At 64.9% G+C, this 12,069-nt stretch carries 12 protein-coding genes; 9 read left to right on the top strand and 3 right to left on the bottom strand.

Annotation, left to right across the window (positions count from 1 at the left end; all coding sequences use genetic code 11):
* Nucleotides 1-344 precede the first annotated feature (344 nt).
* Together FJ424_RS29425 and FJ424_RS29420 are read left to right on the top strand one after the other, a co-directional pair.
* On the top strand, nucleotides 345-2,114 hold the full coding sequence (locus FJ424_RS29425) for an acyl-CoA dehydrogenase family protein (protein ID WP_140659128.1): 1,770 nt from the start codon (nucleotides 345-347) through the stop codon (nucleotides 2,112-2,114).
* A 27-nt stretch (nucleotides 2,115-2,141) separates the two neighbouring features.
* Complete coding sequence (locus tag FJ424_RS29420) at nucleotides 2,142-2,894, top strand: crotonase/enoyl-CoA hydratase family protein (RefSeq protein WP_140659129.1); 753 nt, start codon at nucleotides 2,142-2,144, stop codon at nucleotides 2,892-2,894.
* Nucleotides 2,895-2,948: 54 nt separating this feature from the next.
* Here the strand turns inward: FJ424_RS29420 and FJ424_RS29415 are convergent, their stop codons facing one another.
* Nucleotides 2,949-4,142, bottom strand: a complete 1,194-nt coding sequence (locus FJ424_RS29415; RefSeq protein WP_140659130.1) for a phytanoyl-CoA dioxygenase family protein — start codon at nucleotides 4,140-4,142, stop codon at nucleotides 2,949-2,951.
* A 95-nt stretch (nucleotides 4,143-4,237) separates the two neighbouring features.
* Here FJ424_RS29415 and FJ424_RS29410 point away from each other — a divergent pair, with 95 nt between their 5' ends.
* The gene (locus FJ424_RS29410; RefSeq protein WP_140659131.1) at nucleotides 4,238-5,272 is read left to right on the top strand and encodes a LacI family DNA-binding transcriptional regulator; all 1,035 of its coding nucleotides are present in this window, start codon (nucleotides 4,238-4,240) and stop codon (nucleotides 5,270-5,272) included.
* An 18-nt stretch (nucleotides 5,273-5,290) separates the two neighbouring features.
* On the opposite strand, the gene pdxH is transcribed toward FJ424_RS29410, so the two are convergent.
* The gene (gene pdxH, locus FJ424_RS29405; protein ID WP_140647254.1) at nucleotides 5,291-5,908 is read right to left on the bottom strand and encodes a pyridoxamine 5'-phosphate oxidase; all 618 of its coding nucleotides are present in this window, start codon (nucleotides 5,906-5,908) and stop codon (nucleotides 5,291-5,293) included.
* A 40-nt stretch (nucleotides 5,909-5,948) separates the two neighbouring features.
* On the opposite strand from pdxH, the gene FJ424_RS29400 reads away from it, so the two are divergent.
* The 4 genes from FJ424_RS29400 (at nucleotide 5,949) to FJ424_RS29385 (ending at nucleotide 9,022) form a co-directional block, all read left to right on the top strand.
* Nucleotides 5,949-6,413, top strand: coding sequence for an RT0821/Lpp0805 family surface protein (locus FJ424_RS29400; RefSeq protein WP_140659132.1), 465 nt, complete (start codon nucleotides 5,949-5,951; stop codon nucleotides 6,411-6,413).
* A gap of 115 nt (nucleotides 6,414-6,528) precedes the next feature.
* Nucleotides 6,529-7,455, top strand: a complete 927-nt coding sequence (locus FJ424_RS29395) for a J domain-containing protein (RefSeq protein WP_140659133.1) — start codon at nucleotides 6,529-6,531, stop codon at nucleotides 7,453-7,455.
* Between the two features lie 108 nt (nucleotides 7,456-7,563).
* A complete protein-coding gene (gene fabI / locus FJ424_RS29390) occupies nucleotides 7,564-8,382 on the top strand; it encodes an enoyl-ACP reductase FabI (RefSeq protein ID WP_140647257.1) in 819 nt (272 codons plus the stop codon).
* 52 nt (nucleotides 8,383-8,434) lie between these two features.
* Nucleotides 8,435-9,022 carry a histidine phosphatase family protein gene (locus FJ424_RS29385; protein ID WP_140659134.1) on the top strand — a complete coding sequence of 196 codons (588 nt, stop codon included), beginning with the start codon at nucleotides 8,435-8,437 and terminating at the stop codon, nucleotides 9,020-9,022.
* 136 nt (nucleotides 9,023-9,158) lie between these two features.
* On the opposite strand, the gene FJ424_RS29380 is transcribed toward FJ424_RS29385, so the two are convergent.
* The gene (locus FJ424_RS29380) at nucleotides 9,159-9,422 is read right to left on the bottom strand and encodes a DUF1344 domain-containing protein (protein ID WP_041002438.1); all 264 of its coding nucleotides are present in this window, start codon (nucleotides 9,420-9,422) and stop codon (nucleotides 9,159-9,161) included.
* A gap of 246 nt (nucleotides 9,423-9,668) precedes the next feature.
* On the opposite strand from FJ424_RS29380, the gene aroC reads away from it, so the two are divergent.
* Together aroC and ribB are read left to right on the top strand one after the other, a co-directional pair.
* Complete coding sequence (gene aroC / locus FJ424_RS29375; RefSeq protein WP_140659135.1) at nucleotides 9,669-10,775, top strand: chorismate synthase; 1,107 nt, start codon at nucleotides 9,669-9,671, stop codon at nucleotides 10,773-10,775.
* Between the two features lie 113 nt (nucleotides 10,776-10,888).
* The gene (ribB, locus tag FJ424_RS29370) at nucleotides 10,889-11,989 is read left to right on the top strand and encodes a 3,4-dihydroxy-2-butanone-4-phosphate synthase (protein WP_140659136.1); all 1,101 of its coding nucleotides are present in this window, start codon (nucleotides 10,889-10,891) and stop codon (nucleotides 11,987-11,989) included.
* Nucleotides 11,990-12,069 lie beyond the last annotated feature (80 nt).

Here is a 12,069-nt window from a genome sequence, read left to right as displayed (position 1 = left end):
CTGGACCGTGGAAACGCCTCAACGTCACGAAATGGATTCTATGGTCTGCGCCGCGTCGCTTCGCTCCTTGCTCCGCCCGTGGATGACGAAGTTCGGGCGCTTCGGCTAATCTCTGAGGTCCGCGATCCGCTTCGTTGGGCAAAGTGTCGATCACGTTCGTGATTATCCGGAACGCCCATCAGGTCGTCATTCTATGGCGTCGCTCCGCCTGTGAATGACGAAGCCTACGCTTGCAAAATCCGCGTGACAAAGTTTGACGTTTACGTAAAAAGAAGGTGCGAGATCGACGGATGGTTTCGCTTCGGCCATGCACTAGGATTGGCTGGAACGCAGGAGGAACAGATATGTATCGCGCGCCGGTCGAGGACATCGCCTTCACGCTGAAGCAGGTGGCCGGGCTGAAGCCGGCGCTGGACGCCGGCACCTTCGGCGATCTCGGCGAGGATATTGTCGATGCGATCCTGGCCGAGGCCGGGCGCTTCGCCAGCGAGGAGGTCGCTCCCCTCTACAAGATCGGCGACGAGCAAGGTGCTGTGCTCAAGGACGCTGCCGTCACCACGCCGCCCGGCTGGAAGGAACTCTACCGGCGCTGGATCGACGGCGGCTGGAACGCGCTGTCCGGGCCGGAAGAATTCGGCGGCCAAGGCCTGCCGACCATGCTCGGCGTCGCCGCGCTCGAAATGTGGAATTCCGGCGCCATGGCCTTCGGCATCGGCCCAACGCTGACCATGGGCGCTGTCGAGGCGCTCGACAAACACGCCTCGGAGGAACTCAAGGCCAAATACCTCGCAAAACTCGTCTCCGGCGAGTGGATGGGCACGATGAACCTGACCGAGCCGCAGGCGGGCTCGGATCTCGCAGCCTTGCGCAGCCGTGCCGAGCCCGTCGGCGACGGCACCTACCGCATCTTCGGCCAGAAGATATTCATCACCTATGGCGAGCACGATTTCACCGACAACATCGTGCATCTGGTGCTGGCTAGGTTGCCCGACGTGCCGGCCGGAACGCGCGGCATATCGCTGTTTTTGGTGCCGAAGTTCTTCGTCAACGACGACGGCTCGCTCGGCGCCCGCAACGACGTCTTCTGTTCCGGTCTCGAGCACAAGCTCGGCATCCATGCCTCGCCGACCTGCACCATGATCTATGGCGACGGTTTCCAGGGCGCCAAGCCCGGCGCCATTGGCTGGCTGATCGGCGAGGAGAACAAGGGCCTGGCCTGCATGTTCACGATGATGAACAACGCCCGCCTTGCCGTCGGCATGCAGGGCGTGGCCGTCGCCGAGACAGCCACGCAGAAGGCGATCGCTTATGCCAATGAGCGCCGCCAGGGCAAGGCCTCGAACTATTCCGGCTCCGGCATGGCGCCGATCGTCCATCATCCCGATGTGCAGCGCAGTTTGCTCACCATGCGGGCGCTGACCCAGATCGCCCGCTCGGTCAGCTATTCCTGCGCGCATGCGCTCGATCGCGCGCGCGTCGGCGAGGGCGAGGCCGCCGCCAATTGGCGCGACCGCGCCAACCTGCTGACGCCGCTTGCCAAAGCCTTCTCGACCGATGTCGGCGTCGAGGTCGCCTCGCTTGGCGTCCAGGTGCATGGCGGCATGGGCTTCATTGAGGATACCGGTGCGGCGGCGCTTTATCGCGACGCCCGCATCGCGCCGATCTATGAAGGCACTAACGGCATCCAGGCGATCGACCTTGTGGCGCGCAAACTGCCGCTTGGCGGCGGTGAGCATGTGCATTCCTATATCGGCGAGTTGAAAGCGATGGCCGATGCGGTGCGCACCTCCAACATCGAAGGCTTCGGCCGCACCGCCGACAACCTCGACCGTGCGCTGTCCGATCTCGACGAAGCGACGCGCTTCTTGCAGAAGCAGCTTGCCGGCGGCAAGGCGGACGCCGCCATGGCCGGCGCCACGCCCTATCTGCGGCTCATCTCGTTTGCCGCCGGCGGCGCCTATCTGGCGCAGGGCGGGCTCGCCGACCGCGACCGCATCCCGCTTTGCCGCTTCTTTGCCGAAAACCTGCTTGGCGAGACGCACGCGCTGAAGGAGCGCGTCATCGACGGCGCCGAAAGCCTCGCTGCAGCCAGCGAGGCACTGATCTCCGCCTGAATAGCCCGACATTCTAAGGAACCGATAGTGACCGACCATATCCTCGTCGAGCGCCAGGGCGCCGTGCAGACCATCCGCATCAACCGCCCTGACAAGAAGAACGCGCTGACGCGCGCCATGTACGCGAAGATGTCGACCGCGCTTGCCGAAGGCGATGCCGATCCGGCGGTCCGCGTGCATGTCTTCCTCGGCGTTCCGGGCGCCTTCTCCGCCGGCAACGACCTCGCCGATTTCCTGGCCATCGCCACCGGCGGTGAGGGCGGCAACGAGGTCTGGGATTTCCTGATGGCGCTGGCCAGGTCCGAGAAGCCGATGGTGTCGGGCGTCGACGGTATTGCGGTGGGCATCGGCACCACGCTCAACCTGCATTGCGATCTGACCTTCGCTACGCCGCGCACGCTGTTCCGCACGCCCTTCGTCGATCTCGGCCTTGTGCCTGAGGCCGGCTCCAGCCTGATCGCGCCACAACTCCTCGGCCGGCAGGGCGCCTTCGCGCTGCTCGGCCTCGGCGAAGGCTTTTCGGCCGAGCGCGCCAAGGCGGCCGGTCTGATCTACGACGTCGTCGCGGAAGACGCGCTGGAAGGCGCGGTGCTGGCCGCCGCCGGCGACATCGCCGCCAAGCCGCCGCAGGCGCTGAAGATCGCGCGCGACCTGATGCGCGAGCCGCGCGAGGAATTGATCGCCCGCATCAAGGTCGAGAGCGAGCATTTCCGCGAGCGGCTGACATCCGAGGAGGCGCGCGCCGCGCTGACTGCCTTCATGACCCGCAAGAAGGGATAGGCGCGAAGCCCATCCGGAAAGGGGCGCCCTCTGTGGCGGACGCCCGCGGACTTGTCACGTTAGCTTTTTGGCCGCCTGTTCGTCCAGCGCCTTGCCGAAAGCCTCCGGTGTCCAGCCGGCCTCGAGCGCGCGGTGGAACAGCGCTTGCTGCGTTTCCGGCGCCAGCCCACCGATCGGCGGATCGCGATCGAGATTGGTCGGGAAGGAATAGCCCTCCGCCGTCGAGGCGATCGCGTTGGCGGCCGCTGCCTTCGAGATCGCGCCTTCTGCCAGCATCGTCTGGATCTCGGGATAGAGCGCGCGGCTCATCCTGGTGCGGTCCACGCTCTCCATCGCGCGGCCGTAACCCGAAGACACCTGCAGCAGATTGGCCATGCGCCGGATGTCGGCGGAGCGGTTGTTGCCGGCGGCATGGAACAGCGCCGGGTTGAAGAAAGCGGCATCGCCCTTTTCCAACGCAAGCTGCACGTGATGCTCGGCGAAATACGCCTTGAACTCCGGCAGGCCGGTGGCGAGATATCCGGGCAGATAGGCCTGCGAGTAGGGGAGGTAGAGCGTTGGGCCGCTCTCCAGCGGCATATCGCAATGGGCGACGGCCCCCTGCAGCGTCAGCACCGGCGAGATGGAGTGCACATGCACCGGATAGCGCTCGATCACTTCGGGGGTCTGGAAGCCCAGATGATAGTCGCGATGCGCCGATTGCGCGGCGCCTCCGAGATTAACGCAGTTGATCTGCGAGGTCATCTGATAGGCCGGCCCGAGCCAGGCTTCCGAGATCAATGCGATGATGTCGTTGCCGTAATAGGCGGCGAAGGCTTGCGGATCGCGCAGGCAGAATTTCTCCAGCGCATTCCAGATGCGATCATTGGCGCCCGGCTTGGCGAAATGGTCGCCGCCGCCGGTCCCGATGGCGTGCTGCTCGGCGATCATCTCGTTGAAAAGCCTGGTCGCCCTATCGATCGGCGCTGTGTCGGCGAACGCTTTCTTGAAAGCCACGACGCCAGGCCCGCTAGTCATCGCCTCGACCCACTCCGCCAGCAGCGCCTTGCGTGTCTCGGGCTCGGCCGCCGCCTTGCGGACAGCATCGCCGTCATAGACGAGCACGTTCTTTTCGACGCCGGCGGCGAAGGGGTAGTCGGCGAGGTTGGTCGCTTGCTCGACGATCGCCCGGAAGCCTTCGATGTCGCACTGGTCTTTGGTCAGCCAGACCCGTTCGGACCTGACCTTGGCTGGGTTGTCGGCCTTCATGACGCATCCTCCTGTTGCGATCCCGGTTGTCGTTGCCGTATACCGCAATCTGCGGCGCCGGTTGCCTCCAAAACACCTCAAAAACACCTCAGAAGATGTCTCGTCCCTTTCTCGTCAAGGATATCGCTCTCCAGGCCGGGCTCAGCCTGGCGACGGTCGACCGCGTCCTCAACGAGAGGCCGGGCGTGCGCGAGCACACCGTACGGCGGGTCAGGCAGGCTATCGGCGAGCTTGAAAAGCAGCGCGCCCAGATCGGCCTTTCTGGCCGCAAGCTTGTCCTGGACGTCGTCATGGAGGCGCCGTCGCGCTTCAGCGAGGCGGTGCGCCAGGGGCTGGAGCAGGCGATGCCGTCGCTGCAGCCGGTGATCTTTCGCGCCCGCTACCATGTCGCCGAGACGCGCGGCGTCGGCGACACGGTCGCCATCATCGAGACCTTGCGGCGGCGCGGCAGCAACGGCGTGTTCCTCAAGGCGCCCGACGTCGCGGAGGTCAGGAGCGCGACGGCCGGGCTCATCGCCGCCGGCATCCCCGTCGTAACGCTGGTAACGGATCTTCCCGACACGGGTCGGCAGGCCTATGTCGGCATGGACAACCGGGCGGCCGGCGAGACCGCAGCCTATCTTCTCGGCGAGTGGCTTGGCGGCGGACCGGCGCGCATCCTCGTCACCATCAGCAGCAACCGGTTTCGCGGCGAGGAGGAGCGCGAGATAGGCTTCCGGCAAGCGCTTCGCGAGCGCTATCCGGCGCTCGGCATCGTCGAGGTCAGCGAGGGCCATGGCCTCGACCGCAACACCGGCATGCTCGCGCTCGCGGCCTTGCGGGCTAACCCCGACATTGCCGGCGTCTATTCGATCGGCGGCGGCAACCGTGCGATCGTCGAAGCCTTCGCCTCGCTCGGCCGCACGTGCCGCGCCTTTGTCGGGCATGACCTCGACGCCGACAATCTTGCGCTCCTACGCGCCGGACGTGTCAGCGCCGTGCTGCATCACGATCTCGGCCACGACATGCGAAACGCCTGCCTGCATGTCATGCGCGCGCATGGTTTGCTGCCGAAATCGCCGGTCTCGGGCATGGCCAACATCCAGATCATCACGCCCTTCAATGTGCCGCAGGCGGCTGGCAACACATAGGGGCAATGCCACAGTGCTTCAGGGATAAAGCCTGACCTTGTCCCAACCGCCTTGCGCGTTGCGCGAAAAGACGACGCGGTCATGCAGGCGGAACGGGCGGTCGTGCCAGAATTCGATCGTTTGCGGCAGGATGCGGAAGCCCGACCAGTGCTTCGGCCGCGGGATCTCGCCGATCGCGTAGCGCGCCGTGTATTCGGCCACCGCCTTCTCCAGCGCGAAGCGGCCCTCCAGCGGCCGCGACTGTTTCGAGGCCCAGGCGCCGATGCGGCTGCCGCGCGGTCTGGTCGCATAATAGGCGTCGGCCTCGGCGTCGCTGACGATCTCCACCGGCCCGCGCACCCGCACCTGGCGGCGCAGCGATTTCCAGTGGAAGCACATCGCCGCCTTCATGCTGCCAAGAATCTCGCGGCCCTTGGCGCTCTCGAAATTCGTGTAGAAGACAAATCCCTTTTCGTCGAACCCCTTGAGCAGCACCATCCGCACATCCGGCATGCCGTCGGCATCGACGGTTGCCAGGGCGACGCCGTTGGCGTCGTTGATCTCGCTTTTGGTTGCGTCCTCCAGCCATGCGGCAAAGAGCCGGAACGGCTCCGCAGCCTCTGTGAAGTCACTGCTTGTTAACTCGGTTTCGTTCATAGTTTTCCAAATTTTTAATATTGCGGGAGGAGTTCGCCGATTGTCGCGTATCGCGCAAGCTTTTGACAGCGGGCAATGGAGCGTTATCGCTTCGGCCAATGCCAAGGCTGCGCTGTTGACGTTGGCGCTTCCTCTTGCCGCCTGCGGCGCCGGCGGCTTCAGCCTGGAAAAGGCGGAGGTCGATCGCTCGATCATCACCTCCAGCGCGCCGTCCTCGCCCGAGGCTCCTGCGGCGGCCGACAAGGACTCCGACCAGACCACCATCGGCAACGCCGTTTCCTCCGCCGACATCAAGGAACTGGGCGGCCAGTCCGTGCCATGGGCCAATGCCGACACCGGCTCGCGCGGCGCAATAACCGAATTGGTGGAACTGAAGGATGGCGGCCTGACCTGTCGCCGTTTCAGCGCCACGCGCGAGAGCTTCGACGGCGTTGCCCTCTACAAGGGCGAGCTGTGCCTGGCCGGCGCCGGCGGCTGGCGCATGCAGGAATTCAAGGCGCTCTGATTTCGGGCACTCTGATTTTCGGGCGCCAATTCCCCTTGCGCCACTGGAATTTCTTCCTATGCGAGCGCATATAGGGGGCGACCCGTGAATTCAATCTCTCTTGCAGGCAGGAAGCATGCGCGACCCCTATGAGGTGCTGGGCGTTGCCAAGAACGCATCGGCCAAGGACATAAAATCGGCTTACCGCAAGCTCGCCAAGAAGCATCATCCGGACCAGAATCCGAATGATCCCAAGGCGAAGGACCGTTTTGCGGCCGCCAACCAGGCTTACGAGATCGTCGGCGACGAGAAGACGCGCGCCGCCTACGATCGCGGCGAGATCGACGCCGACGGCAAGCCGAAATTCCAGGGTTTTGAAGGCGCGGCCGGCGGCGACCCGTTCGCCGGTTTCCGCCGTCAGCAGGGCCCGGGCGGCGCGCATTTCGAGTTCCGTAGCGGACGTCCGGGCGGCGATCCGTTCGACGGCAACAGCGACATCTTCAGCCAGATCTTCGGCGATGCCTTTTCCGGCGCCCGCGGCGCCGGCCGGGGCGATCGCCGCCAGCCGGTCCAGGCGGCCGACCTCAACGTCACCATGGACATCAGCATCGAGGAGGCAGCCAGCGCCGATAAGGTGACGGCGGTGTTTCCGGACGGCCGCAAGGTGGCGGTCAAGCTGCCGGCCTATGTCGAGGACGGCCAGACGATTCGTCTGAAGGGCCAGGGCGAGCAGGGTCCGGGCCAGCCGGGCGACGCGCTGGTCAAGATCCACATCCGCCGCCACGCCCGCTACCGCATCGAAGGGCGCGACCTGCATGTCGATCTGCCTGTCGATCTGGCCGACGCCGTGCTCGGCGCCAAGGTGGCGGTCGAGACGCCGACCGGCAAGCTCGCGGTCAACGTTCCGGCATGGTCGAGTTCCGACAAGGTGCTGCGCCTCAAGGGCAGAGGTCTGCCGGAAAAGGCCGGCGGCCATGGCGATCTTTATGCCCATGTGCGGCTGATGCTGCCGGAAGGCGGCGATGCCGAGCTTGAGGCCCTTATGCGCCGCCAAAAAGGCTGATCGGCGGAATTTTGTTCCTGGTGCAGTATCTTTTGGGCGCTTGAAGGGGCTTTGTGCCTGTGCGATAGGGCTCTCCACAAAGCAGATATTCTTGCGGAGAGCTTGCACATGGCAGGTGGACAGGGCCTGATGGCCGGTAAGCGGGGCCTGATCCTGGGCGTCGCCAACAATCGGTCGATCGCTTTCGGCATCGCCAAGGCGTGCGTCGATCATGGCGCCGAGATTGCGCTGACCTATCAGGGCGAGGCCTTCAAGAAGCGCGTCGAGCCGCTCGCGGCCGAGCTCAACGCGCATGTCGCGGGCCATTGCGACGTGACCGACCCGGAAAGCCTCGACGCCGTCTTTGCCGACATCGCCGGGCATTGGGGCAAGCTCGACTTCCTCGTCCATGCCATCGCCTTCTCCGACAAGGACGAGCTGACCGGCCGCTATGTCGAGACGACGCGCGACAATTTCCTGCGCACCATGGACATTTCGGTCTATTCCTTCACCACCATCGCCAAGCGCGCCGAGCCGCTGATGACCGATGGCGGTTCGCTGCTGACGCTGACCTATTACGGCGCCGAGAAGGTGATGCCGCACTACAACGTCATGGGCGTCGCCAAGGCGGCGCTCGAAGCGAGCGTGCGCTATCTCGCCGTCGACCTCGGCGCCAAGAAGATCCGCGTCAACGCGATCTCGGCCGGTCCGATCAAGACGCTGGCCGCCTCCGGCATCGGCGATTTCCGCTATATCCTGAAGTGGAACGAGTACAATTCGCCGCTCAAGCAGACGGTCACGCAGGAGGAGGTAGGCGATTCCGGCGTCTACTTCCTGTCGGATCTGTCGCGCGGCGTGACCGGTGAGGTCCATCATGTCGATTCCGGCTACCATGTCGTCGGCATGAAGGCGGTCGACGCGCCGGATATCTCGACCGTCAAGGACTGATCGCCTCCGCTTATCATCCGTCCAGGCCCTGGCCCGACCTACGGAAGACCTGATGTACCCGCTCGTCTACATCGCGCGCCACGGCCAGACCGAGTGGAATGCCGAGCACCGCCTGCAGGGCCAGGCCGACACCGACATCAACGACTTTGGCCGCGAGCAGGCGAGGCTCAACGGCCAGCGGCTGGCGGAGCTCGTCAGAAATCCTGCGGATTTCGACTTCGTCGCCAGCCCGATGCGGCGCACCCGCGAGACGATGGAGCTGATGCGCGAAGCGATGGGGCTCGATCCCTCCGCCTACCGCACCGATGCGCGCCTGGTGGAGATAAGCTTCGGCGACTGGCAAGGTTTTACCTTCGCCGAGCTCGAGGAACGCGCCCCCGGTTCAACCGACGGCCGTCGCCACGCCAAATGGGATTTCCAGCCGCCCGGCGAGGGCGCGGAAAGCTACGAGATGCTGCTCGAGCGGATCAAGCCGTGGCTCGACGCGCTGCGTCAGCCGACCGTCTGCGTCACCCACGGCGGCGTCATCCGCTGCTTCTTCCGCTTCGTCGCGGGCTTTTCCAAGCAGGAAGCCGCCGGCCTCGAGGTGCCGCAGGACCGACTGCTGCGACTGGAAGGCCGGAGCTTGGAGTGGCTTTAACAAATCGCGCCCTGGCAAATTCAGGTCAGGCCGAGTCGAGAAGGGTGGATTCCGAGAACCGGAGCGGAGCGTACTTTCAGTACGTGAGCACCGGAAGCGCAGGAAGCCGCCCTTCGCAGGCCGGCCTCACCTGAATTCAGTTCTGGTCGCTGTCCGGCAACTGCATGTCCGTCACGACATTCTCGCCATTGGTCACGTCATAGGCGATGACGATGTCCATGCCGGGCTTCAGCGAGTCGATATCGGTCTCGGCGTTGAGCTTGTAGGCTTTGCCGTCGTCAAGCGTCAGCGTCAGCGTGTCCTTGTCGACCTTCTTGATCAGGCCTTCGGTCTGGCCGGCGAACGCGGCGGCGGTGGAAATCAGCAACATGGCGCAGGCGGCGCCAATCAGGGTACGCATTGTCGTCCTCTTTGGTCATTGCGCCGGCTGGTCAGCGGCGGATCCTCAACGGCGGATGGGAAGAGAGCAGAAACCAACCGAATGTGTCAAAACTAAATCCGCCAGATCACAGTTTGATGCAGCCGTTTGACCACTGTGGAAAACGCCAATAGAAGGCAAGCCGGCAGCGCCGCGCGTGCTTTTGGATGCGCAGGGATGCTGCACCACTTCAGGTTGCCGGCTCCGCCGCCGGGCAGGGCGTTTTCCATGTCACACAACACATTCGGCCATCTCTTCCGCGTCACCACCTGGGGTGAAAGCCACGGCGCCGCGCTCGGCTGCGTTGTCGATGGCTGCCCGCCAGGCATTCGCTTCAGGCGCGAGGATATCCAGGCCGAGCTCGACCGCCGCCGCCCTGGACAGTCGCGCTTCGTCACCCAGCGCCGCGAGCCGGACGAGGTCAAGATCCTGTCCGGCTTCATCCTCGACGAGGACGGCGAGACGATGATCACCACCGGCACGCCGGTTTCGATGCTTATCGAGAATGTCGACCAGCGTTCCAAGGACTATGGCGAGATCGCCCGCCAGTACCGGCCGGGCCATGCCGACTATACCTACGACGTCAAATACGGGCTGCGCGACCACCGCGGCGGCGGCCGCTCCTCGGCGCGCGAGACGGCAGCCAGAGTGGCGGCGGGCGCCTTGGCGCGCAGGATAGTTCCCGGCATGATGGTGCGCGGCGCGCTAGTTTCGATGGGTGAGAAATCGATCGATCGCGCCAACTGGAACTGGAATTTCATTGGTGATCCCGAAAACCCCTTCTTCACGCCCGACCCTGCCTCGGTGCCTGTCTTCACCCGGTATCTCGACGGCATCCGCAAGGCCGGCTCCTCGGTCGGCGCGGTGATCGAGATCGTCGCCGACGGCGTGCCCCCGGGCCTCGGCGCGCCGATCTACGCCAAGCTCGACCAGGACATCGCGTCCGGCCTGATGTCGATCAACGCCGTCAAGGGCGTCGAGATCGGCAACGGCTTCGAGGCGGCCCGCATCACCGGCGAACAGAACGCCGACGAGATGCGCATGGGCAATGACGGCAAGCCGGTGTTTTTATCCAACAATGCTGGCGGCATCCTGGGCGGCATTTCGACCGGACAGGCGATCGTCGCCCGCTTCGCCGTCAAGCCGACCTCGTCGATCCTGACCCCGCGCCAGTCGATCGACAAGGACGGCAAGGATGTCGAGGTGATGACCAAGGGCCGCCACGACCCTTGCGTCGGCATCCGCGCCGTGCCGATCGGCGAGGCCATGGTTGCCTGCGCGGTCGCCGATCATTATCTGCGGCACAGAGGACAAACGGGGAAGGGAGGGGAGTAAGGCAGTAGGGTAGTAGGTTAACGCTGCCGCCCGCAGGTCGCCAAACTTTTTCCTTTCCCCTACTCCCTTACTGCCCTATTCCCCTACTCCCTTGCGAGCGAAGCGAGCGCGCCATGCCATACGACCAGAAGAAGATCGTCGAAGCGATCCGCGCCTTCGAGCGCGGCGAGATCGTCGTCGTCATGGACGATGACGGGCGCGAGAACGAGGGCGATCTGATCGTCGCCGCCGTCCACTGCACGCCGGAGAAGATGGCCTTCATCGTCCGCAACACCTCCGGCATTGTCTGCACGCCGATGCTGCGTGACGATGCCAGGCGGCTGAACCTCGCGCCGATGGTGGCGGACAACGACTCCGCCCACACCACCGCATTCACGGTCAGCGTCGATTTCAAGCACGGCACCACGACCGGCATTTCCGCCGACGACCGCACGCTCACCGTGCGCAACCTTGCCAACGGCAATGTCGGCCCGTCCGATTTCGTGCGTCCCGGCCACATCTTCCCGCTGATCGCGCGCGAAGGCGGTGTCTTGATGCGCTCCGGCCACACCGAGGCCGCGGTCGACCTCTGCAAGCTTGCCGGCCTGCCCCTGGTCGGTGTCATCTCCGAACTGGTCAACGACGACGGCACGGTCAAGCGCGGCCCTGAAGTGCAGGCCTTCGCGGAACAGCATGGCCTGAAGCAGGTCTCGGTCGCAGACCTCATCGCCTACCGCCAGCGCAAGGAAACGCTGGTCGAGCGCGTCGCCTGCTCCGACATCGACACGCCCGGCGGCAAGGCGCAGGTCTTCACCTACACGCTGCCCTGGGATTCCATGCACCATGTCGCGGTCGTCTTCGGCGATATCCGTGACGGCGAGGACGTGCCGGTGCGCCTGCATTCGGAAGATGTCGTCACCGACGTCTTCGGCACCAGCCATCGCCTCGACGGCATCATGAAGGCGATGGGCGAGCGCAGGCGCGGCGTCATCGTCTATCTGCGCGAAGGCTCGGTCGGCGTCGCCCACCAGGAGCGCAAGCGGCCCGCGAGTGGCGAGCGCGAGGACCATGAGGAAGCCCGCCGCCGCGAGAACGAATGGCGCGAGATCGGCCTCGGCGCCCAGATCCTCAAGGATCTCGGCATCTCCTCGATCAACCTGATCGCCTCGCGCGAGCGTCACTATGTCGGCCTCGAAGGCTTTGGCATCCATATCGCCAAGACCGAGATTCTTTAGGCTGCCGGGGCGCCGAAGGTCCTGGCGGCAGCCCGCCGGCGTTGCTGATTGACCGAAGCCTCCGCGACGGAGGCGATTGG

Origin of the sequence: Mesorhizobium sp. B3-1-8 (assembly GCF_006439495.1) — a bacterium.
GTDB lineage: Bacteria > Pseudomonadota > Alphaproteobacteria > Rhizobiales > Rhizobiaceae > Mesorhizobium.
The sequence above is the reverse complement of the archived record's forward strand: the minus strand, read 5'-3'. Positions and strand labels throughout refer to the sequence as shown.

Bases quoted from the DNA above. Each gene is read 5' to 3' on its own strand.
- FJ424_RS29410 (WP_140659131.1), top strand. From the start codon at position 4,238: ATGTCTCGTCCCTTTCTCGTCAAGGATATCGCTCTCCAGGCCGGGCTC.
- FJ424_RS29385 (WP_140659134.1), top strand. From the start codon at position 8,435: ATGTACCCGCTCGTCTACATCGCGCGCCACGGCCAGACCGAGTGGAAT.
- pdxH (WP_140647254.1), bottom strand. From the start codon at position 5,908: ATGAACGAAACCGAGTTAACAAGCAGTGACTTCACAGAGGCTGCGGAG.
- FJ424_RS29415 (WP_140659130.1), bottom strand. From the start codon at position 4,142: ATGAAGGCCGACAACCCAGCCAAGGTCAGGTCCGAACGGGTCTGGCTG.
- fabI (WP_140647257.1), top strand. From the start codon at position 7,564: ATGGCAGGTGGACAGGGCCTGATGGCCGGTAAGCGGGGCCTGATCCTG.
- ribB (WP_140659136.1), top strand. From the start codon at position 10,889: ATGCCATACGACCAGAAGAAGATCGTCGAAGCGATCCGCGCCTTCGAG.
- FJ424_RS29395 (WP_140659133.1), top strand. From the start codon at position 6,529: ATGCGCGACCCCTATGAGGTGCTGGGCGTTGCCAAGAACGCATCGGCC.
- FJ424_RS29380 (WP_041002438.1), bottom strand. From the start codon at position 9,422: ATGCGTACCCTGATTGGCGCCGCCTGCGCCATGTTGCTGATTTCCACC.
- aroC (WP_140659135.1), top strand. From the start codon at position 9,669: ATGTCACACAACACATTCGGCCATCTCTTCCGCGTCACCACCTGGGGT.
- FJ424_RS29425 (WP_140659128.1), top strand. From the start codon at position 345: ATGTATCGCGCGCCGGTCGAGGACATCGCCTTCACGCTGAAGCAGGTG.